The organism is Pseudoxanthomonas gei, assembly GCF_010119615.1.
GTDB lineage: Bacteria > Pseudomonadota > Gammaproteobacteria > Xanthomonadales > Xanthomonadaceae > Pseudoxanthomonas_A > Pseudoxanthomonas_A gei.
Genome location: NZ_QOVG01000004.1, coordinates 255316 through 275498 on the forward strand (window position 1 = coordinate 255316; position 20183 = coordinate 275498).

General features: G+C 65.7%; 20 protein-coding genes and 1 pseudogene. 7 read left to right on the plus strand and 14 right to left on the minus strand.

Annotation, left to right across the window (positions count from 1 at the left end):
• Positions 1–49 precede the first annotated feature (49 nt).
• Positions 50–670 (plus strand): DUF937 domain-containing protein, encoded by a 621-nt coding sequence (locus DT603_RS08000; RefSeq protein WP_162349342.1) that lies wholly within the window; start codon positions 50–52, stop codon positions 668–670.
• Between the two features lie 63 nt (positions 671–733).
• On the opposite strand, the gene DT603_RS08005 is transcribed toward DT603_RS08000, so the two are convergent.
• Positions 734–1144 (minus strand): RNA-binding S4 domain-containing protein, encoded by a 411-nt coding sequence (locus tag DT603_RS08005; RefSeq protein ID WP_162349343.1) that lies wholly within the window; start codon positions 1142–1144, stop codon positions 734–736.
• Positions 1145–1282: 138 nt separating this feature from the next.
• Here DT603_RS08005 and DT603_RS08010 point away from each other — a divergent pair.
• A pseudogene (locus DT603_RS08010) lies at positions 1283–2735 on the plus strand (MATE family efflux transporter).
• Positions 2736–2871: 136 nt separating this feature from the next.
• On the opposite strand, the gene rplS reads toward DT603_RS08010, so the two are convergent.
• From rplS to ffh, 6 genes are all read right to left on the minus strand, one after another.
• Positions 2872–3306, minus strand: a complete 435-nt coding sequence (gene rplS / locus DT603_RS08015; RefSeq protein ID WP_162349344.1) for a 50S ribosomal protein L19 — start codon at positions 3304–3306, stop codon at positions 2872–2874.
• 153 nt (positions 3307–3459) lie between these two features.
• On the minus strand, positions 3460–4221 hold the full coding sequence (gene trmD, locus DT603_RS08020) for a tRNA (guanosine(37)-N1)-methyltransferase TrmD (protein ID WP_162349345.1): 762 nt from the start codon (positions 4219–4221) through the stop codon (positions 3460–3462).
• A complete protein-coding gene (gene rimM, locus DT603_RS08025) occupies positions 4221–4733 on the minus strand; it encodes a ribosome maturation factor RimM (protein ID WP_162349346.1) in 513 nt (170 codons plus the stop codon). The genes trmD and rimM overlap by 1 nt, the downstream gene beginning before the upstream one ends.
• Positions 4734–4773: 40 nt before the next feature.
• Positions 4774–5040 (minus strand): 30S ribosomal protein S16, encoded by a 267-nt coding sequence (gene rpsP, locus DT603_RS08030; RefSeq protein WP_162349347.1) that lies wholly within the window; start codon positions 5038–5040, stop codon positions 4774–4776.
• Positions 5041–5134: 94 nt separating this feature from the next.
• Positions 5135–5926 (minus strand): aminotransferase class IV, encoded by a 792-nt coding sequence (locus DT603_RS08035; protein ID WP_162349348.1) that lies wholly within the window; start codon positions 5924–5926, stop codon positions 5135–5137.
• Between the two features lie 7 nt (positions 5927–5933).
• Entirely contained in the window at positions 5934–7307 is a 1374-nt protein-coding gene (ffh, locus tag DT603_RS08040; protein ID WP_162349349.1) for a signal recognition particle protein, read from the minus strand.
• A 109-nt stretch (positions 7308–7416) separates the two neighbouring features.
• Between ffh and DT603_RS08045 the strand changes: the two genes are divergently transcribed.
• The 5 genes from DT603_RS08045 (at position 7417) to DT603_RS08065 (ending at position 13151) form a co-directional block, all read left to right on the plus strand.
• Complete coding sequence (locus DT603_RS08045; protein ID WP_162349350.1) at positions 7417–8208, plus strand: cytochrome C assembly family protein; 792 nt, start codon at positions 7417–7419, stop codon at positions 8206–8208.
• A gap of 190 nt (positions 8209–8398) precedes the next feature.
• Positions 8399–8875: a MarR family winged helix-turn-helix transcriptional regulator gene (locus DT603_RS08050; protein WP_162349351.1), complete on the plus strand. Its 477-nt coding sequence runs from the start codon at positions 8399–8401 to the stop codon at positions 8873–8875.
• Between the two features lie 6 nt (positions 8876–8881).
• Positions 8882–10360: an efflux transporter outer membrane subunit gene (locus DT603_RS08055; protein ID WP_162349352.1), complete on the plus strand. Its 1479-nt coding sequence runs from the start codon at positions 8882–8884 to the stop codon at positions 10358–10360.
• Entirely contained in the window at positions 10357–11553 is a 1197-nt protein-coding gene (locus tag DT603_RS08060; protein WP_162349353.1) for an HlyD/EmrA/EmrK family protein, read from the plus strand. Before DT603_RS08055 ends, DT603_RS08060 begins: the two co-directional genes overlap by 4 nt.
• 8 nt (positions 11554–11561) lie before the next feature.
• Positions 11562–13151 (plus strand): DHA2 family efflux MFS transporter permease subunit, encoded by a 1590-nt coding sequence (locus DT603_RS08065; RefSeq protein ID WP_162349354.1) that lies wholly within the window; start codon positions 11562–11564, stop codon positions 13149–13151.
• Positions 13152–13314: 163 nt separating this feature from the next.
• On the opposite strand, the gene DT603_RS08070 is transcribed toward DT603_RS08065, so the two are convergent.
• The 7 genes from DT603_RS08070 to DT603_RS08100 all read right to left on the minus strand — a co-directional run bounded on the left by DT603_RS08070 (position 13315) and on the right by DT603_RS08100 (position 19861).
• Positions 13315–13806 carry an REP-associated tyrosine transposase gene (locus DT603_RS08070; RefSeq protein WP_246191672.1) on the minus strand — a complete coding sequence of 164 codons (492 nt, stop codon included), beginning with the start codon at positions 13804–13806 and terminating at the stop codon, positions 13315–13317.
• Positions 13807–14196: 390 nt separating this feature from the next.
• Positions 14197–15588, minus strand: a complete 1392-nt coding sequence (gene radA, locus DT603_RS08075; protein WP_162349355.1) for a DNA repair protein RadA — start codon at positions 15586–15588, stop codon at positions 14197–14199.
• Between the two features lie 78 nt (positions 15589–15666).
• Positions 15667–16005, minus strand: a complete 339-nt coding sequence (locus DT603_RS08080) for a VOC family protein (RefSeq protein WP_162349356.1) — start codon at positions 16003–16005, stop codon at positions 15667–15669.
• A gap of 31 nt (positions 16006–16036) precedes the next feature.
• Positions 16037–17305 carry a sterol desaturase family protein gene (locus DT603_RS08085; protein ID WP_211368347.1) on the minus strand — a complete coding sequence of 423 codons (1269 nt, stop codon included), beginning with the start codon at positions 17303–17305 and terminating at the stop codon, positions 16037–16039.
• Positions 17306–17307: 2 nt separating this feature from the next.
• Positions 17308–18000 carry a lysoplasmalogenase gene (locus DT603_RS08090; RefSeq protein WP_162349358.1) on the minus strand — a complete coding sequence of 231 codons (693 nt, stop codon included), beginning with the start codon at positions 17998–18000 and terminating at the stop codon, positions 17308–17310.
• Positions 18001–18173: 173 nt separating this feature from the next.
• A complete protein-coding gene (locus DT603_RS08095) occupies positions 18174–18608 on the minus strand; it encodes a penta-EF hand family protein (protein ID WP_162349359.1) in 435 nt (144 codons plus the stop codon).
• Positions 18605–19861 carry a TIGR03032 family protein gene (locus tag DT603_RS08100; protein ID WP_246191673.1) on the minus strand — a complete coding sequence of 419 codons (1257 nt, stop codon included), beginning with the start codon at positions 19859–19861 and terminating at the stop codon, positions 18605–18607. The genes DT603_RS08095 and DT603_RS08100 overlap by 4 nt, the downstream gene beginning before the upstream one ends.
• Between the last annotated feature and the right edge of the window lie 322 nt (positions 19862–20183).

Genomic DNA, 20183 nt, shown 5'->3' on the forward strand with positions numbered 1-20183 from the left:
ATGGAATGGGAATAGCATGGGCTTCGATCTCCCAACCTTGGAACCGACTATGAGCAGCAACAGCCTCGCCGAACAATTGTTCCAACAGCTGCAGGGAGCGCCACTGCAGCAGCTGTCCCAGCAACTGGGCACCGGCCAGATGCAGACCTCCAGCGCCATCAGCGCAGCCCTGCCATTGCTGCTCGGCGCCCTGGGCAAGAACACCGCCCAGCCGCAGGGGGCCGAGGCCCTGTTCGGCGCGCTGCAGAAAGACCATGCCGGACTCGACCTCGGCAGCGTGCTGGGTGCCGTGCTCGGTGGCGGTTCGGCCCCTAGCCGCCAGACCGATGGCGCCGCCATCCTGGGCCATATATTCGGCGGCGCGCAGCCACGCGCCGAAGCCAGCCTCGGCCAGGCCACCGGCCTGGGTGGAGACAAGGCCGGCATGCTGATGAAGATCCTTGCGCCGATCGTACTTTCGTTCCTTGCGCAACGCTTCATGAGCCAGGGCAATGCGAATCCGAGTGGCTTGAGCCAGGTACTCGGGCAGGAACGCCAGGTCGCCCAACAGCAAGGCGGGCTGGGCGGCGGTTTGCTCGGCGCGGTTCTTGACCAGGATGGCGATGGCCAACTAGGCCTGGGCGATCTGCTGAAGATCGGTGGTGGCATGCTGGGCGGCAAGCGACAGTAATCCAGACTGCTGCACGCAATTCAGGAACGCCGGCTGGATGCCGGCGTTCTTGGTTTCACAGACTCAAAGCGCGTCCAGGTCGCCCAGCGCCTGGATCAGCCGCCTCGCCCGCTTGTCCGGCTTGTGTTCGGGCGCGTGGTAGCCGCTGCGCTCGGCCGTGCGCTGGGCGCGCTGCAATTCGCGCAACGCGCGCGCATCTTCATCCTCGCGATAAAGCGTAGCCGCCACTGGCGCGGCACCGCGCTTGCTCGAGAGCAAGGCTACTTCCACCTGGAAAGTTTCCTCACCGCGCACGATCTGCAGCGTGTCGCCCATACGGACCTGTCGCGCCGGCTTCGCACGCTGCCCGCCAACTTCGATCTTGCCGTTCTCGATGGCTGCCTTGGCCAACGCGCGCGTCTTGAAAAAACGCGCCGCCCATAGCCACACATCCAGCCTCACCAGCCCGGTGTTGGAGTCGCTGCCGTCTTGCATGGTTCTCCTGTCATCAGTGCGGGAGCCGCGATTGGATGGCGTGCGCTGCAGGCGCTTCCCGCCCCACGCCCGCCTTTATTTTGCATCGGCGTAATGAATGCAATGTTAGGGTGCCCGCTTCGCTGGACAGGCATGCCGATGGCCGAAAAATCCGTGCGTGACCTGACTACCGGATCGGTCAGTCGCAACCTACTGCTGTTCGCGCTGCCGGTGATGGCAGGCAACATCGCGCAATCCTTGAACGGTTCGGTCAATGCGGTGTGGGTAGGTCGTTACCTGGGCGAGGCCGCGCTGACGGCCACGGCCAATGCCAACAACGTGATGTTCTTCCTGCTGGGTTCGGTCTTTGGCATCGGCATGGCCGCCAGCATCCTCATTGCCCAGGCCATGGGTGCCAAGGACATCGGACAGGCACGCAGGGTGATGGGTACCAGCGCGACGTTCTTCATCGGCCTGTCGGTGGTCATCGCGGTGGTCGGCTGGCTGGTGGCACGGCCGATCCTGCACGCCATGGGCACGCCGGCGCCTTCGCTGCCCTATGCCGAGGCCTACCTGCGCATCATTTTCCTGGCCATGCCCTTGCTGTATGCATTCGCTTTCTTCTCGGCGGCCCTGCGCGGCGCCGGCGATTCACGCACGCCGTTCCGGTTCCTGGTGCTGTCGGTGCTGCTGGACATAGTTTTCAACCCGGTGCTGATTTTTGGCCTGGGGCCTTTCCCGAAGCTGGGCATCGCCGGTGCGGCATGGGCCACCTTGCTGGCGCAAGGGCTGAGCCTGGTCGCGATGCTGTGGTACCTGCGCAACAAGCGTCACGTGCTGTGGCTGGGGCGCAAGGATGCCCATCTGCTGAAGGTGGACACGACCATCCTGCGCGCCCTGGTGGTGAAGGGAATCCCGATGGGACTGCAGATGGTGCTGATCTCGCTGGCGATGATCGCCATGATGACCCTGGTCAACCACAAGGGTACGACGACCACGGCCGCCTACGGCGCGGCCATGCAGCTCTGGACCTACCTGCAAATGCCAGCGATGGCGATCGGCGCGGCGTGTTCCTCGATCGCGGCGCAGAACGTGGGCGCACGCAACTGGGATCGCGTGGAGGCGACCGCCCGCAGCGGGGTGCTGTTCAATTTCCTGCTGACCGGCGCGCTTATCGCGCCGTTGATCCTGCTGGATCGCTGGACGCTCGCCCTGTTCCTTCCCGAGGGCAGCGCATCGCTGGAAATCGCGCGCCACCTCAACCATATCGGTGTGGTCGTTCCTGTTCTTCGGCGTGACTTTCGTGATCTCCGGCGTGGTGCGCGCCACCGGCGCCGTGTTGCCGCCGCTGCTGATCCTGGGCTTCTCGCTATGGGGCATCCGCGTGCCCTTCGCCAACCTGATGCAGCCGGTGATCGGCATCGATGCCTTGTGGTGGAGCTTCCCGGTCAGCGCGCTGTGCGCGATGTTCCTGTCGCTGGCTTATTACCAGTGGGGCGGCTGGCGACAGGCGCGGATGCTCTCACCCCACGCCCACGACGTGGCGATCCCTGCCGAAGTCGGTTCGCAGCCGCCAGCGCCGGTGGCCGCAGCCGGTGCCGTCACGTCCTGACTGGGTCGTCTTGGGCAGAAGCCGCTTCTGCATGGCTCCCTGCTCGACGCGGGTGCACTGCCAGGCTGCAAAGCGATCCCGCAAATGCAAACGGCCACCCGAGGGTGGCCGTTGGTGATGCGCTGTAACCTGGAACTTATTCGGCAGAAGCAGGAGCGGCAGCGGCGGCAGCAGAAGCGGCGGCCAGCTTGGCGGCCTTGGCCTGCTGGCCGGCGGCCAGGTCTTCCTTGATGCGGGCAGCCTTGCCTTCCAGGTTGCGCAGGTAGTACAGCTTGCCGGCGCGGACCTTGCCACGGCGCTTCACTTCAACCGAATCGATGGTGGCGCTGTGGGTCTGGAAGACGCGCTCGACGCCGAAGCCGTGCGAGATCTTGCGCACGGTGAAGGCGGAGTTGAGGCCGGCGTTCTTCTTGCCGATGACCACGCCTTCATAGGCCTGGACGCGCTCGCGGGTGCCTTCCTTGACCTTCACGTTCACCACTACGGTGTCACCGGGGCCGAAAGCGGGCAGTTCGCGCTTGATCTGGGCGGCTTCGAAATCAGCCAGGATATTCATGTTGAGCTTGGTCATGGTGGCACCGTATTGAGTGTCGTGGGCGTGTCGTTCGACAACTGGAAACTGATGCAGTCACCGGACTGTGCTGCACGATATTATTGTGGGTTCACGGCATGGAGCGGCCGAGAGCCGGGCATGGTACGCGAATTTCCCTTGCGTTGCGAGGGGTTAGGCCTTTTTTGGAACCGTCTGGCAAGCCTCCTGGCGGAAGGCTTCCAGCAAGGCCCGGTCGGTCCTGGACAACCCGGCCTCATCCAGCAATTCCGGCCGCCGCAGCCAGGTCCTGCCCAGCGCCTGTTGCCGGCGCCAACGCGCGATGGCGGCATGGTCGCCCGAGCGCAGTACCGCCGGCACCTCGCCCAGCGCATGGCTGGCGGGATGGGTGAAATGCGGGCAGTCCAGCAGGCCATCGGCCTCGAAACTGTCCTGCGTGGCCGACTCGGCGTCGTTGAGCGCGCCCTCCTGCAGCCGGGCGACCGCATCGATCACCACCGCCGCCGCCAGCTCACCGCCCGACAGCACGTAATCGCCAATGGAAATCTCCTCATCCACTGCGGACGCCACCAGTCGCTCATCGACGCCTTCATAGCGTCCACACAGCAGCACCAGGCGGGGCCGTGCCGCCAGCTCGCGCACCCTGGCCTGGGTCAGCGGGGCGCCCTGCGGGGTCAGGTAGATCACGTGTGGTGGCGCCGGGTCGGCCGCCCGTGCCGCCGCAAGGCAGGCCTGCAACGGCTCGATCATCATCACCATGCCCGGTCCGCCACCAAATGGCCGGTCATCGACGCGCCGGTAGTTGCCTTCCGCATGATCGCGCGGATTCCAGCCATGCAGTGCCAGCAGCTTGCGTTCCTGGGCGCGCCCGACCACGCCAAAGCCGGCGCATTGGGCGATGAACTCGGGGAACAGGCTGACCACGTCGATGCGCATCAGAAATCAGGATCCCAGTCGACGGTAATCAGGCCGGCGTCGAAATCCACGGACTTCACGAAATCCGGTTCGACAAAAGGCACCATCCGCTCGCGGTCGCCGCGCACGAACAGCACGTCATTGGCGCCGGTGGAAAACAGGTGCGACACCGTGCCGAAATCGACACCGTCCACGGTGACCACGCGGAAGCCTTCCAGGTCGATCCAGTAGAACTCGCCGGGCTTCGGTGGCGGCAGGGCCGAGCGCGGCACGTAGATGTCGGTCCCGCGCATGGCTTCGACCACGTTGCGGTCGTCGACACCGGGGAAATCGGCCACAAGGTGCTTGCCGGATTCCTTGCCTCGCGCGCCACTGAACTCGCGCTCATTGCCGGCGTTATCGACCAGGATCCACGGCTGGTATCGGAAGATCGCGTCACGCGGCTCCGTCCAGGACTCGATCTTGATTTGCCCGCGTATGCCGAAGGCGCCGACGATCCTGCCGAGCAGGATCCGACGTTCTTTATCGCTCATGGGAGGTAAGGGACGGCGCCGGGGGCGCCGTCCCGCCGGATCAGGCCGAAGCCTGCGCCGCGACGACCTTGCCCGCTTCCTTGTACAGGTTGCGGACCTTCTCGGTCATCTGCGCGCCCTGGCCGACCCAATGGTCGACGCGGGCAGTGTTCAGTTCAATACGCTTCTCGGCGCCCGAGGCGACCGGGTTGTAGTAGCCCAGGCGCTCGATGTTTCGGCCGTCGCGCGCGCTGCGCGAGTCGGTGACGATGATGTGGTAGAAGGGACGCTTCTTGGCGCCGCCACGGGTAAGGCGAATCTTGACCATTGTGATGCTTTCCTGTGTTGCCCAGTCGCCATTGCGGCGCGGTGAACCGGGGATTCTAAGCCATTGAATTCGGGAAGGAAACCCCGAGCCTGTCTTAGATCGCTTCCCAGGGCCACGAGGCGGCGGCGGTTCCAAGCAGCGAAATGCCCTGGTGCGCCGGGTCCAGGGACGTCCCATCTATTGCTGCGATTGGCTGTATCCCGCCCGCATTGCAGGCGAAGGCCGCCTCGAATTCGCTGGTTTCCCCCAGGATCACCGGCCGGGTCACCTGTCTTATGCCCTGACGGTCCAGGGCCATCTGGAGCATGCGCTCGGCGGTGCCGCGCAGGGCTGGCGCCTGCGGCCAGACCACCCCGCCCTGGTGCCAGAAGCCCAGGTTCCATATCGAACCCTCGCCGATGAGGCCTGTGTCATCGACGAACAGGGCGTCGTCAAAGCCGTCCGCAATTGCCTGGCGACGGTAATGGAACAACGGGAACGTGCCCACATGCTTGATGTGGGGCAGCGGACGCTGGAAGCAGAACGACTTCACCCGCAGTGGAAGCGTGCGTGGCGGCGATGCGGGGGCCAGGGAGACCAGCACGTCAGGTTCGCAGGCTTCGGCGGGCACGCGGTAGTCGAATTTTCGCGAAAAAACGGTCACGCGCAGCGTGCAATCGGGCATGTCCGCAACCGCGGCGCGCATCTGCATCCGCACACCATCGAAATCCAGGTCGGTGCCGAACAGCTCCCGGGTACCGGTCAGCAGGCGCTTCCGATGCAGCTCGATGCCCTGCACCGCGTGGTCACGCACCTGGATGGAGGTGAAGTGTCCGTAGTTGACCAAGGCCAGCGCGCGCAGGTCATCGGCGCTGGCCGGCTGCCCGTTGAGCAGCGCCACACTCACCGGGAACTCACCGGAACGGCGGCATGCCGCCGCCGCGGGCGCCCATCATTCCCTTCATGCCGCGCATCAGGCCTTTCATGCCGCCGCCGGCCAGCTTGCCCATCATCTTTTCCATCTGCTGGTACTGCTTGAGCAGGCGGTTGACGTCGGCAGGGGTGGTTCCGGAACCACGCGCGATGCGTGCGCGGCGCGAACCATTGAGCAGGGTCGGGTTGCGTCGTTCCTTCTTGGTCATCGAACCGATGATCGCGACCATGCGCGGCACTTCCTTGCCAGTGACCTGCTGCTTGACGCTGTCGGGCACCTGGCCCATGCCGGGCAGCTTGTCCATCAGGCCGCTGATGCCGCCCATGTTCTGCATTTGTTCCAGCTGGTCGCGCATGTCGTTGAGGTCGAACTTCTTGCCCTTGGCGACCTTGGCCGCGAGCTTGGCCGCCTTGTCCTGGTCGACGCCCTGCTCCACCTGCTCGACCAGCGACAGCACGTCGCCCATGTCGAGGATGCGGCTGGCGACGCGGTCGGGGTGGAAGATATCCAGGCCGTCGGGCTTTTCGCCGACGCCGATGAACTTGATCGGCTTGCCGGTGATGTAACGCACCGACAACGCGGCGCCGCCACGCGCATCGCCATCGGTCTTGGTCAGCACGACGCCGGTCAGTGGCAGCGCTTCGGAAAATGCCTTGGCGGTGGTCGCGGCGTCCTGGCCGGTCATGGAATCGACCACGAACAGCGTTTCCACCGGCTTGACCGCCGCGTGCAGCGCCTTGATCTCGGCCATCATCGCTTCGTCGATGGCGAGGCGGCCGGCGGTATCGACGATCAGCACGTCGGCGAACGATTTGCGCGCATCGGCAATCGCCGCATTGACGATGTCGACCGGTTTCTGCGAGGCATCGGAGGGGAAGAAAAGCACGTCGACCTGCTGGGCCAGCGTCTTCAACTGTTCGATCGCCGCGGGACGGTAGACGTCGGCGCTGACCACCATCACCTTCTTCTTGCGCTTTTCCTTCAGGTGCTTGGCCAGCTTGGCCACGGTGGTGGTCTTGCCCGCGCCCTGCAGGCCGGCCATCAGGATCACCGCCGGCGCCGGCACGTTGAGGTTCAGGTCGCTGGCCGTGGACCCCATCACCGCGGTGAGTTCGTCGCGGACGATCTTGATCAGCGCCTGGCCCGGAGTCAGGCTCTTAAGCACTTCCTGGCCGACCGCGCGCACCTTGATGCGTTCGATCAGCGCCTGCACCACCGGCAAGGCCACGTCGGCTTCCAGCAGCGCGATGCGCACTTCGCGGGTGGCCTCGCGGATGTTTTCCTCGCTCAGGCGGCCACGGCCGCGCAGGCGTTCGATAGTGCCGGAAAGACGCTGGGTGAGTGACTCGAACATGCCTGGAAAACCATTGTCGGGAGGGGGCGAAGTATAGCGGGACGCGTCCGCACCTATTCCGCAATCGAGAACGGTTCGCGGAAACGACCCGCTATGCCAAACTGCAGGCATGTGGATTTCCCTGATTGCCATCGCCCTGTATCTGCTCGCTGCCGGTCTGCTGGTGCGCGCAGTCGCACAGGACAAGCTTGCGGACAGTCGCGCCTGGCTGTGGCCGGCACTTGCAGGCGCCTTGCTGCATGGCGCCTACCACCTGCTGGTGGCATGGCGAACTCCCGGTGGCCCGGACATGCATTTCTTCTCCGCACTTTCCCTGGTCGGCCTGGGCATGGCGGCCATGACCACGGTGGTGGGCGCGCAGGGGCGGATGGCAGGCCTAGGCGTGCTGTCCTTTCCGCTGGCGGCGTTGCTGCTGTTCGTCTATCACGCCTACGGCCATGAACCCTCGCACGGCCTGGACTGGCGACTGCAGCTGCATGCCTGGCTGGCTTTGCTGGCCTACGCCACCCTGGCCATTGCCGCCCTGCTTGCGCTGATGCTGTGGGCGCAGGAACGCGCGCTGCGCCGCCGCGAATTCCACGCCTGGCTGCGCGCGTTGCCGCCGCTGACCGAGCTGGAGGAGCTGCTGTTCCGCACCATCGCGGTGGGCTTCATCCTGCTGACCGCCACCCTGCTCACTGGCGTACTGTTTGTCGAAAACCTGTTTGCCCAGCATCTGGTCCACAAGACCGTGCTCAGCCTGCTGTCGTGGCTGGCCTTCGGTGCCCTGCTGGTGGGACGCTGGCGCTATGGCTGGCGTGGTGGCAAGGCCGTCCGCTGGACCCTCACGGCCATGGTCCTGCTGCTGCTGGCTTTCTTCGGCAGCAAGTTCGTGATGGAACTGGTGCTGGACCGCGCCTGAGCCCTGCCTTGCTGGCGGCGCATAGCTGATCGGCCACGAGTCACAACGCCGCCCGGGTCCCCGGCGAACCCGCGACACCATTTCCCCACTACGTCTGCCTTGGCCAGGGAGCCGCAGGCGATGCAGTATTTCATTGTCAGGACAATATTTGCATTGACAACTATTGCAGAGGCGAGGATATTTGCGCGCCATGAGCAAACCTCCCTACCCCCCGACGGCCAACCTGGGCCTGATATTCCGCCAGGTCCGCGATGCGATGTGGGCAGACATGGCCCGGGAAATGGCGCTCGTCGGCCATGAGCTGACCTACAGCCAGTTCATGACCATCAAGCACCTGGCGGTGGACCGCACCGCCGGGGTCACCGAGCTGGCCCGCCTGGCGCAGCTCAATCCTGGCGCCATGACCCGGCTGCTGGACAAGCTGGAAGCGCGCGGCCTGCTGCAGCGGATCGCCGATCCCGCCGACCGGCGTGCCTTGCACATCGTCCTGACCGAGCCGGGCCTGCGGATCTGGGACGACATCAGGCACTGCGGCCAGATCGTGCGTGACCGGGCCATGCTCGGCATGGATGAAAACGAACGCGAGCAGTTGTTCCGCCTGCTTGGCCAGGTGCTTCAGAACCTGACTGCCACCGCCAACCCCACACCCCCTGTTTCCGACGACTGAGTCTCCATGCGCACTCCCTCAACCACACACGCGGGCCGGCCCGTGGCTTCCGCACTCGTGCTTGGCCTGCTGCTGGCCGGATGCGCCAGCACCCACGGACTGGCGCCCGACGCGCGACCGCTGGATGGCGACGCGCTGGCGTCCACCCGCAGCCTTTCCGGGCATGAACTCAGTGCGGCAAATTTCCCCGCCCAGGACTGGTGGTCTGCGCTGGGCGACCCGCAACTGGATTCGCTGATCGTCGAAGCGCTGCAAGGCACGCCCTCGCTGGAAGCAGCCGATGCGCGCCTGCGCAAGGCACAGGCGCAGGCCGGGCTGGCTGACGAGGCGCGCAAGCCCACGTTGTCGGCGAGCGCACAGTATTCGGGCGTGCAGTTGCCGGAAACGCTGCTCCCGCCCCCCGAAGGCGGCAGTTACCTAGGCAGCACCGTGGTGATGTTCAACTTCAAGTACGGCCTGGACCTGTGGGGCGGCAAGCGCGCGCAGTTCGAAGCCGCGGTCGGCCAGGCCAGGGCGGCGGAAGTCGATGCGCAGGCGGCGCGCCTGACCCTGGCTTCCAACATCGCGCGCGCCTACGTCGGCCTGGCCCAGGCGCATGCCGCGCTGGACGTGGTCAACCGGGAACACGAGCGCGCTTCCAGGCTACGCGGCCTCGGCGAACAACGCGTCAGGGCCGGGCTGGACAACCAGCTGCAGCTGCGCCAGGCCGAAAGCATCATCGGCAGCGCGCAACAGCAGGCGCAGGCGGCGCAGCAGCAGATCGACATGGCACGCACCATGATTGCCGCATTGATGGGCCAGGGTCCGGATCGCGGCCTGGCAATCACGCGCCCGGCAATCCTGCAGGCCGGTACGCCCGGCGTTCCCGCCGTGCTGCCCAGCGAGCTGCTGGGCCATCGTCCCGACGTGGTGGCCGCGCGCTGGCGTGTGGAAGCCGCAGGCCGTGGCATCGACGCCAGCAAGGCTTCGTTCAAACCCAGCATCAACCTCAGCGCGATCGTGGGCCTGGCCTCGGCCGGCCTGTCGGATCTCTTCAGCAGCGATGGGCTGCTCGGCCTCGGTGGCCCGGCCATCAGCCTGCCGATCTTCGACGGTGGCCGCCTGCGCGGCCAGCTCGACGCCAGTGACGCCGATTACGACCTGGCCGTAGCCAACTACAACCAGTCGCTGGTAGCTGCCTTGCATGAGGTCACCGACGCACTGCAGGCCGCGCGCTCGCTGGACCAGCAGGTCGATTCCTCCCGGCGTGCACTGGCTGCATCGAAATCCGCGTGGAGCCTGGCCCAGGCTCGCTACCGCGCCGGGCTGGGCACGCAGCTCGATGTGCTGGCCGCGCAGCGCCCGCTGCTGCAGCTGGAACAACAGATCGCCGGCCTGCAGGCACAGCGACTCAACGCCACCATCGATCTCGACCGCGCCCTGGGCGGCGGCCTGGTCCTCGAACAACCCACCTCTCCCATTGCCAACACCGTGGCCACCCCATGACTTCCAAGATCAATCCCGCCGCAACCGATACCGCACCGGCCGCGCCCCGCAACAACAACCGCAGGCGTGCGCTGCTGATCCTCGCGGTGCTCGTGATCGTGGGCACCATCGCCTGGCTGGCCTATTACTTCCTCTATGCGCGCTGGCACCAGGACACCGACGATGCCTACGTGCAGGGCAACGTGGTCAGCATCGTGCCGCAGACCGGTGGCACGGTGATCAGCATCGATGCCGATGACGGCATGAAGGTGGAAGCCGGCCAGGCGCTGGTCCACCTGGACGCCAACGATGCGCAGGTCGCCTATGACCAGGCCGTCGCCAATCTTGCGGGCACGGTGCGCCAGGTGCGCGGCCTGTACAGCAGCGTCGATGCCGGGCAGTCCGATCTGCGTGCGCGCCAGGTGGCCGTGTCGCAGGCGCGCGCCGACGTCGCCCGCCGCAGCGGACTGGTCGCCAGTGGCGCGGTCTCCAGCGAGGAACTGGCGCATGCACGCGACGTGCTCGCCGCCGCCGAAGCCGCGCTGGGCAGCGCGCGCGGCAACCTGTCGCGCAGCAGCGCACTGGTCGATGCCACCAGCCTGTCCGAACAACCGCAGGTACAGGTCGCCGCCTCGCAGTTGCGCCAGTCGTATCTGAACCTGCAGCGTTCGGCCATCGTCGCCCCCGTGTCCGGCTACGTGGCCAAGCGCCAGGTGCAGCTGGGCCAGCGCGTGCAGCCGGGCACCGCCCTGATGACCATCGTGCCGCTGGAACAGGTGTGGGTGGACGCCAACTTCAAGGAAACCCAGCTCGGCCTCATGCGCATCGGCCAGCCGGTCGAAGTGCATGCCGACCTGTACGGCGGCGATGTCGAATACACCGGCAAGGTCGCGGCCCTGGGCCTGGGCACCGGCAGCGCGTTCTCACTGCTGCCGGCGCAGAACGCCAGCGGCAACTGGATCAAGATCGTGCAGCGTGTTCCGGTGCGCATCGAACTGGATCCGAAGCAGCTCGCCGAGCATCCGCTGCGCCTGGGCCTGAGCATGAGCGTGGACGTCAGCGTACGCGACCAGACCGGCCCGTCGCTGGCCGCCGCGCGCAAGGACGTCAAGCCGGTGCTGACCACCGTGGCCTACAAAAAGCAGCTGCAGGATGCCGATGCACTGATCACCCAGGTCATCGAACAGAACCTGCCCGCTTCCGCACGCAACTGAGCTAGCCAATGGCCACCATCGCAAGCGGGGACAACAGCCCCGGGCTGCCGGCGACGCCGCAGCCCGCGGCCAAGCCGTTCGCACCACCGAACCTGGCGCTGACCACGATTGGCCTGGCGCTGGCCTCGTTCATGCAGGTGCTCGACACCACCATCGCCAACGTTTCCTTGCCGACCATTTCCGGCAACCTGGGCGCCAGCTCGAACCAGGCGACCTGGGTCATCACCTCGTTCGCGGTGAGCAATGCCATCGCCCTGCCGCTGACCGGTTTCATGGTGCGGCGCTTCGGCGAGCGCAAGGTGTTCATGTGGGCGACGCTGGCCTTCGTCATCGCCTCGCTGCTGTGCGGCCTGGCCAACAGCATGGGCCTGCTGGTCGGCGCGCGTGCCCTGCAGGGCTTCGTCTGCGGTCCGATGTACCCGGTCACCCAGGCCCTGCTGATTTCGATCTACCCACCACAGAAACGCGGACAGGCCATCGCCTTGCTGGCCATGGTCACGGTGGTGGCGCCGATTGCCGGACCCATCCTGGGCGGCTGGATCACCGACAACTACAGCTGGGAATGGATCTTCTTCATCAATATTCCCATCGGCATCTTCTCCAGCATCGTGGTCGGAAGGCAGCTGAAGGGCCGCCCGGAAAAACTCGAGCGCCCGAAGATGGATTACATGGGCCTGTCGATGCTGGTGCTGGGCGTGGGCGCGCTGCAGATCCTGCTGGACCTGGGCAATGACGAAGACTGGTTCAACTCCACCAAGATCGTGGCGCTTGCGCTGATCGCGGTGGTCGCGCTGACCATCTTCATCATCTGGGAACTCACCGACAAGGATCCGATCGTCAACCTGCGCCTGTTCCGCCACCGCAATTTCGCCGCCGGTACCGCGGCCATGGTGGTGGCGTACGCGGCGTTCTTCGCGGTCGGCCTGCTGGTGCCGCTGTGGCTGCAGCGCAACCTGGGCTACACCGCCATCTGGGCGGGTTTCGCCAGTGCGCCGATCGGCATCCTGCCGGTATTGCTCACGCCATTCGTGGGCAAGTACGCGACCAGGATGGACCTGCGCTGGCTGGCCACGTTCGCCTTCATCGTCATGGCCGCGACCAGTTTCTTCCGCTCCGGCTTCAACCTCGACGTGGACTTCCAGCGCGTGGCCATGGTGCAACTGGTGCAGGGCCTGGGCGTGGCGCTGTTCTTCATGCCGGTGCTGACCATCCTGCTGTCTGACCTGGAACCGCATGAGCTGGCGGCCGGTTCGGGCCTGGCCACCTTCGTGCGCACCCTGGGCGGCAGCTTCGCCGCCTCGCTGACCACATGGGCCTGGAATGAACGCAGCACCGTGCACCACGCGCAGTTGACCGAGCATATTTCCGCCTACGACCCGGCCACCCTGCAGACGGTGGAAACACTGGGGCGCGGTGACCTGCAGCGGGGTGCGGTCGCATTGAACCAGATGATCTCGCAGCAGGCCGTCCAGATCGGTTTCAACGAGATCTTCCACCTGCTGGGCATCGTGTTCCTGTGCGTGATCGTGTTCGTGTGGATCGCCAAGCCGCCGTTCGCCGCGAAGCTGGGCGGCGGCGCCGCGGCCGGGGGTCACTGACCCGGCCCCGGATGGCGGGAGCCTGCAGGAGCGACGCAAGTAGCGAAGTCTCGAATGCTGAAACTTCCAGAGCTTCGCGACTCGCGTCGCTCCTACAAGGTCCGCGCGCTCCGAGATAGCGGAATTCTGTAGGAGCGACGCAAGTCGCGAAGCCCTCAACCCCTCAGACCCACACCGCATCCCAGAACGGATACTCGCCGACCCTGCCAACCAACCCGGCGCGCACCGGGTTCATCACGATATAGCGCGCCGCCGCCATCGCAGCTTCGTCAGCGCGTAGCGCACGGTCATGGAAAGATTTACCCCACAGCGCCCCCATGTTGGGATGTCGCAACCGCAATCGCCGCGACACGTTCGACTTGAAGTGTCGCATCAGCGCGGGCAACGCTTCTCCCTCCCCCAGTTCGATCAGGCCGTGCCAGTGGTCGGGCATCAATACCCATGCCAATAGAGTGGATCGTGTCCAGGAGCGGGAGTCGGCGATCTCCCGTGCAGCGTCCATTGCAAGGTCAAAGTCCGAGAACAGTGGCTGGCGCCGATGGGTAGTAAACGTCACCAGGTAGAGCTGGCCTGCAATTGAATTCCTGCCGTTGCGAAGCGCCGCGTGGCCCGGTCTCGGGCAGTCTCGCAAGCTTTCCGGCATGTAATCGCGCATGCATCCAGAATCCCCCGCGATGCCCGCCATGGCTATCGGTTGAACATGGATGCTGGCGTAAGAAATTGCCCCGGCGTGCGCGCCTGAAGTCGCGACAGTTGCCCGCCGTTGTAGGAGCGACGCGAGTCGCGAAGCACGCACGGCTGAACCGCCGAGGGCTTCGCGACTTGCGTCGCTCCTGCAGGGGTTGCTCGCTTACCTCTATTGGAGCCTGCGTCGACCGAGCAACTGCCCGGTCGCTTGACGTGCACGCTTCCGCTTTTTGTAGGAGCGACGCGAGTCGCGAAGCACCTACATCTGAACTGCCGAGGGCTTCGCGACTTGCGTCGCACCTGCAAGACCTGCAAGACCTGCAAGACCTGCAAGACCTGCAAGACCTGCAAGACAATATTATTCCGAGGCGGCTTCCAGGGCGTCGGAGAGGCGCTCCACGGCGATGACTTCCATGGCCTTGAAGGCGCCTGACTTCGGCGCGTTGCCCTTGGCCACGATGGCGCGCTTGAAGCCGTGGGTGGCCGCTTCGCGCAGGCGCTCCTCGCCATTGGGAATCGGGCGGATCTCGCCGGACAGGCCGACCTCGCCGAAGGCAATGGTCTTCTCGGCCAGCGGCTTGTCGCGCAGTGACGAAAGCACGGCCAGCAGGACGGGAAGATCGGCCGCGGTTTCCTGCACGCGGATGCCGCCGACGACGTTGACGAACACGTCCTGGTCACTGGTGACGATGCCGCCATGGCGATGCAGTACCGCCAGCAGCATGGCCAGGCGATTCTGTTCCAGGCCGACCGCCACGCGGCGCGGGTTCGACAGCGGCGACGAATCCACCAGCGCCTGCACCTCCACCAGCAACGGACGCGTGCCCTCGCGGGTAACCATCACGCAGCTACCCGGCTGCTGGGTGCTGCCGCCGGAGAGGAAGATCGCCGACGGGTTGGGCACTTCCTTCAGGCCCTTCTCGCCCATCGCGAACACGCCCAGCTCATTGACCGCGCCAAAGCGGTTCTTGAACGCGCGCAGCACGCGGAAGCGGCTGCCGCTTTCGCCTTCGAAGTACAGCACCGCATCGACCATGTGCTCGAGCACGCGTGGGCCGGCGATGCCGCCGTCCTTGGTCACGTGACCGATCAGGAACACCGCGGTTCCGGTTTCCTTGGCATAGCGCACCAGTCGCGCCGCGCTCTCGCGCACCTGGCTGACCGAACCGGGCGCGGCGGTCAACGACTCGGTCCACAGGGTCTGCACCGAGTCGGCGACGATGATCTTCGGCTGCGCGGCCACCGCGTGGTCGAGGATCTTCTCGATGCCGGTTTCGGCCAGCGCCTGCAGCCCGTCCATCGGCAGGCCCAGGCGCAGCGCGCGTCCTGCCACCTGGGCCAGCGATTCCTCGCCGGTGACGTACAGCGAAGGCAGGGTCTGCGACATCTGCGCCATGGCCTGCAGCAGCAGGGTCGACTTGCCGATACCGGGATCACCGCCGACCAGCACCACTGCGCCCTCGACCAGGCCGCCGCCAAGCACGCGGTCGAACTCGCCGATGCCGGTGGACACGCGCGCTTCTTCGCTGCTGCGCACGTCCTTCAACGCGGTGATCTTCGGGGTTTCCAGCTTGCCGGCCCAGCCGCTGCGCCGCGCTGCGGGTGGCGCCGCGGAGGCGGACTCCAGCACGATTTCCGACAAGGTGTTCCAGGCGCCGCATTCGCCGCACTGGCCCTGCCACTTGTTGTGCTCGGCGCCGCATTCGGCGCAGACGTAGGCGGTGCGGGATTTCAGGGAAGCCTTGGCCACGTGCGGCACCGGATACGGATGGGGGCGCCTACTCTAGCCGTGCGCGGTCTCCGCTGGCGAGACACGCGGACCTCTGCGTCATTCAGTCGCGACAACAGCCGCCAGTTCATTGCCATTGGGATCCAGGAACTGGAACCGGCGGCCACCCGGAAACGCGAAGATCGGTCGCACGATCCTGCCGCCGGCGGCGATCACGGCCTGCAGGGTGGCTTCCAGGTCATCGACCGCAATCACCGGCAGTGGCGCCTGGGTGGCTTCCGCCGCATCGCCCTGCAGGCCGATGTCGACGTCACCGGTCAGGGTGGAGGCATAGCTGGGCCCGAAATCGGTCAGTTGCCAGTCGAAAATCTCGGCGTAGAACTTCTTCGCCGCCGCGATATCGGCAGCGGGCAATTCGATGTAGTTCGGACGGGCCATGGTTTCGCCTTGCTGAAGTGGGTGGCCCAGTCTATCGGTGCGTGGTCGCCGCAAGCGAGACGCCGTCCGGCGGCGGCAGGCCACGCCAGGCCAGCAGCAAGCCGATGACACTGGCCGCGCCGATCGCCGCAAAGGCGATGCGCAGTGCCATGGGCAGCACGCTGCCATCCAGCCATTGGCCCGTGACCACAGGCACCAGCGTCAGCACCAGCAAACGTGGCAACTCGAGCCAGGGCGCAAACCTGCGCCCTTCCAGCAACGCCCCGATCACGCCCAGCGAGCCGACCAGGAATACCAGGTAGGCGAGCACCGGCAGCAGCGCCAGCGTCGGTGCCACCTGCAGGAAATGCACGCCCATGCCCAGCACCAGCGCGAACTGCAGCAGGCAATAGATCGACATGGCACGCGCTACCGGCGGGTCGTAGTCGGCACGCTGCAGGTCGAATTCGGGTTTGGGGAAACGTTCCGCCACATCGGCCGGCCGCCAGCCCGGGCGCGCGACCCACACGCGCAACTTGTCACGCCAGCGCCGTGCATGCCACGCGCCCTTGGCCATGGCCCAGTACACCTCGGCGTTGGCCCACAACGGATTCCAGCTGCGCAACGGCGCGCGCGTGCCGTAGATGGGCCGGTCGACGTCGTCTTCCTCGACGAAGCTGCCGAACAACCGGTCCCAGATAATGAAGATGCCGCCGTAGTTGCGGTCCAGGTAGCGATCGTTGACCGCATGGTGGGCGCGGTGGTTGGACGGCGAGGCGAACACGCGATCGAACCAGCCCAGCTTGCCGATCAGTTCGGTATGGATCCAGTACTGGTACAGCAGGTCGATGACGGCCACGACCGCGAACACTTCCACCGGATAGCCCAGCAGCGCCATCGGCAGGTAGAACACCCAGCCCAGCAGCACGCCGCTGCCGGTCTGACGCAGCGCGGTGCTCAGGTTGTACAGCTCGCTCTGGTGGTGGACCACGTGCGCGGCCCACAGCACGTTCACTTCATGGCCCATGCGGTGCAGCCAGTAGTAGCAGAAGTCGTACAGCACCAGCGCGCTGATCCAGACCCAGGCCTTGTCCGTGGGCAGGTCGAACAGCGCCACCCGCTGGACCACCCAGGCGTAGATGCCGATGGTCAGCACCTTGGCGAACACGCCGACGATCTGCGACAGCACGCCCAGGCCGATGCTGTTGATGGCATCGTTGAGGCGGTACACGCGGCGCTTCATGATCCACGCCGCCAGCAGTTCCAGCGCCATCAGGATGAAGAACCCGGGGATGGCGAACAGCATGATCTTTTCCGCCATGGTCACTGCCCTCCCGTGTGCAGGTCGACCGAACGCGCGATGTACCACTGCGCGACGTAATAAGTGGCCAGCACCCACAGCGAAGCCAGCGGGATGCCGCCGCCGAAGCGGTTCCAGGCCAATAGTGTATCGCTGAGCACGAACAGCGCCGCGCCGATCGCCGCGGCGCGCGCACTGCCTGCCAGCCCCGGCTGCGCCCCTGCATTGCGCAGGCTGCGTGAGCGTGCCAAAGCCAGCCCCGCCATCACCACCAGCGCCGCCACATAGACCAGCACCGGTACGCGCATGTCGGCCGGCAACCTCGGCAACAGGCCGTAGAGATTGACCCCGCCAAACACGGCGAACAGGGCAATGCAGGCGAGCCGCGTGCGTGCGTCCGATCCCGGCGCGAACGCGGCGATGTAGCAGAGGTGCGCCAGCAGGAAGGCGACCAGCCCCGGCAGGAACAGGTCGGCCGGCAGCATCAGGCAGACGTCACCGACCAGGGAGAAGAACAATCCAAGCAGGATCGTTGCGCGATAGCGCGGCGAGACCGGACTGGCTGCGGTCGACGCCAGCACAAGCAAAAGCAAGGTGGCCAGCGGTTTGGCCAGGAAATGCAGCCATGCCCAGGCGCTTCCGGCCAACGCAGCAGCAATTGCGCAGGCGGCGGCAATGGTGATGCCCAGGGTCAGGCCAGGACGGAGCGCGGTCATGGGGGCGAGCTGGTTCGGATGACGATGTCCATACCTTACCGTATGCCACCGCCATCGCCCAGCGCGGCCGTCATTCAGGGCTTAGGTTGGCCGAAGCACCCCATCCGTCCCAACTCGTGCTGGTGGCGAAACCACCGTAACGTGCCGCGTACACGCGGCGGGCCCGCGGGTGCTCAAGGCTTGGGCTTGGCCAGTGCGGCCACCAGGCCCACGTATTCCTTGAAATCCAGGCTGCGGTTCCTGTCTGCATCGAAAGTGGCCATGGTCGGCGCAGCGGCGCCGGCCTTGCGGACAAGATCAAGTTTCAGGTATTCCGCATCGTCGAGGGTGCCGTTCCGGTCCGCGTCCTTGGCCGCGAAGTTGTCGCGCAGGTTGCGCAGGGTGTTGACGGCCTGCACTTCCCGCCATCCGGCGCCGAACTCGGCCCCCGACAGGCTGCCATCGTTATTCGTGTCCCAACGCTTGAAGGTAGTGCCGGCATCGGCCGTCCCCTGCGTCTGCGCCACCGGCGCCGGCGCCGGGTCGGGAGCCTGCGCCGAGGCGCTGGCGCTGGCGCTGGCCAGCAGCATGCAGGCCAGCCCGGTGCGAATTACCGTGGACATCTTCATGCAATCGCTTCCTGCTGGAGTTCTGTTTCAAAGGTGATCAGGTCCCTGATTTCAGGCGTGCGCAGTCCCACCATCATCGGGTGGCGCACGTTGGGCAGGAAGCACAGGTCGAAGATCTCGGTGATGTCGCCATCGAAGCGGATCCAGTGCTGCACGTCGCCATTGGCCAGCGACACGATCTGCACCCCGCACCACGGCTCCACATCGCGCCTGGTCAGTTCCTGGTCCAGCTGCAGGCCCTCGAAGCGCTGGTTGCGCGGCTTGGACAGGCCCACCGCCGCCATGTTGCCGATGATCGACAGCCCGCGGGCGAAGCCGGGCAGGAAGGTCAACGGCACGAACGCCTTGTTCTCGAAGTCCACCCAGCCCAGCTGGCCGGTGCCGGCATTGAGCAGCCACAGCTTGCCGTTGGCCCAGCGCGGGGAGTGCGGCATGGACAGGCCTTCGCAGACGATCTCGTTGCTGTCGATGTCGATGACGACCCCGCCGTCCTTGCGGCGGTCGCGCCAGCCATCGACCGCATCGGACTTGCACACCGCGGTGACGTACTTGGGCTCCCCATCGACCATCGCCAGGCCATTGAGGTGGCAACGGTCCTCCGGGGCCAGCTTGCTGATGAAGTCCGGTTTCCAGATCACCTTGAAGCTGTGGGTCATGCTCAGCTCGGCCAGGCATGAGTACTTGGTGTTGACGAACACCACCTTGCCATTCTTGCGGATGCCCAGTTCGTGGATGTCCAGGTCGCCGATGGTCTGGGCGTTGCGCGGCACGTAGCACTTGTCGAACTGGCCGTGGATGACCTCGTTGGAACGCAGCACGTTCTCGAAGCGCCACAGCTGGTACAGCCCGCCCAGGTACAGCCGCTGGGCATTGCCGACGATGCCCATGGCGCGTTCGAAGATGCGTTCGAAGAAGGACACCCGTCCGCTCTTGTCGCTGCCGACCAGGTAGACCCGGCCGGTCTGGTAGGAAGAGATCGCCAGCGACAGGCGATTGCCGGCCAGCCAGGCGGCCAGGCCGCGCGAGCAGCTCTTCTCCACCTTCATCTGGGTGATGTCCAGCGGAGCCTTGGGCCCAGCGCCAGTCGCGGACGGCACTGCCACATCAGGCGTGCCGGAAGGTTCGGGCGTGGGAATCTGCGCCTCGGCGGTGACTGGCTCCAGGCCTGCTCCATCGTCGACGCTGGCATCGCTAGTGGTGACTTCAGCGTCGACGACTTCTGCGTCGGCGCGACTACTTTTCCTGCTTGCCATCGAACTCTCCGTCAATCAGTGTGCCAACCGCATTGTCACCGTATTACCTACTGGAAACCGCGCGGGTCAAACTCGCAGACGGGCGGCGGCAACGCGTTCCTGCTGCACCTGCGCAGCTCTTGCTGTTCCTGTTCCTGTTCCTGTTCCTGTTGCTGTTGCTGTTGCTGTTGCTTCTAGCCTCCTCCCTTGCGCGAAGCGCAGGGGAGGATTGAGGAGGGGTGCTCTTGCTCTGCTCCTGGTGCTCTTGCTCTGCTCCTGGTGCTCTTGCTCTGCTCCTGGTGCTCTTGCTCTGCTCCTGGTGCTCTTGCTCTGCTCCCGGTGC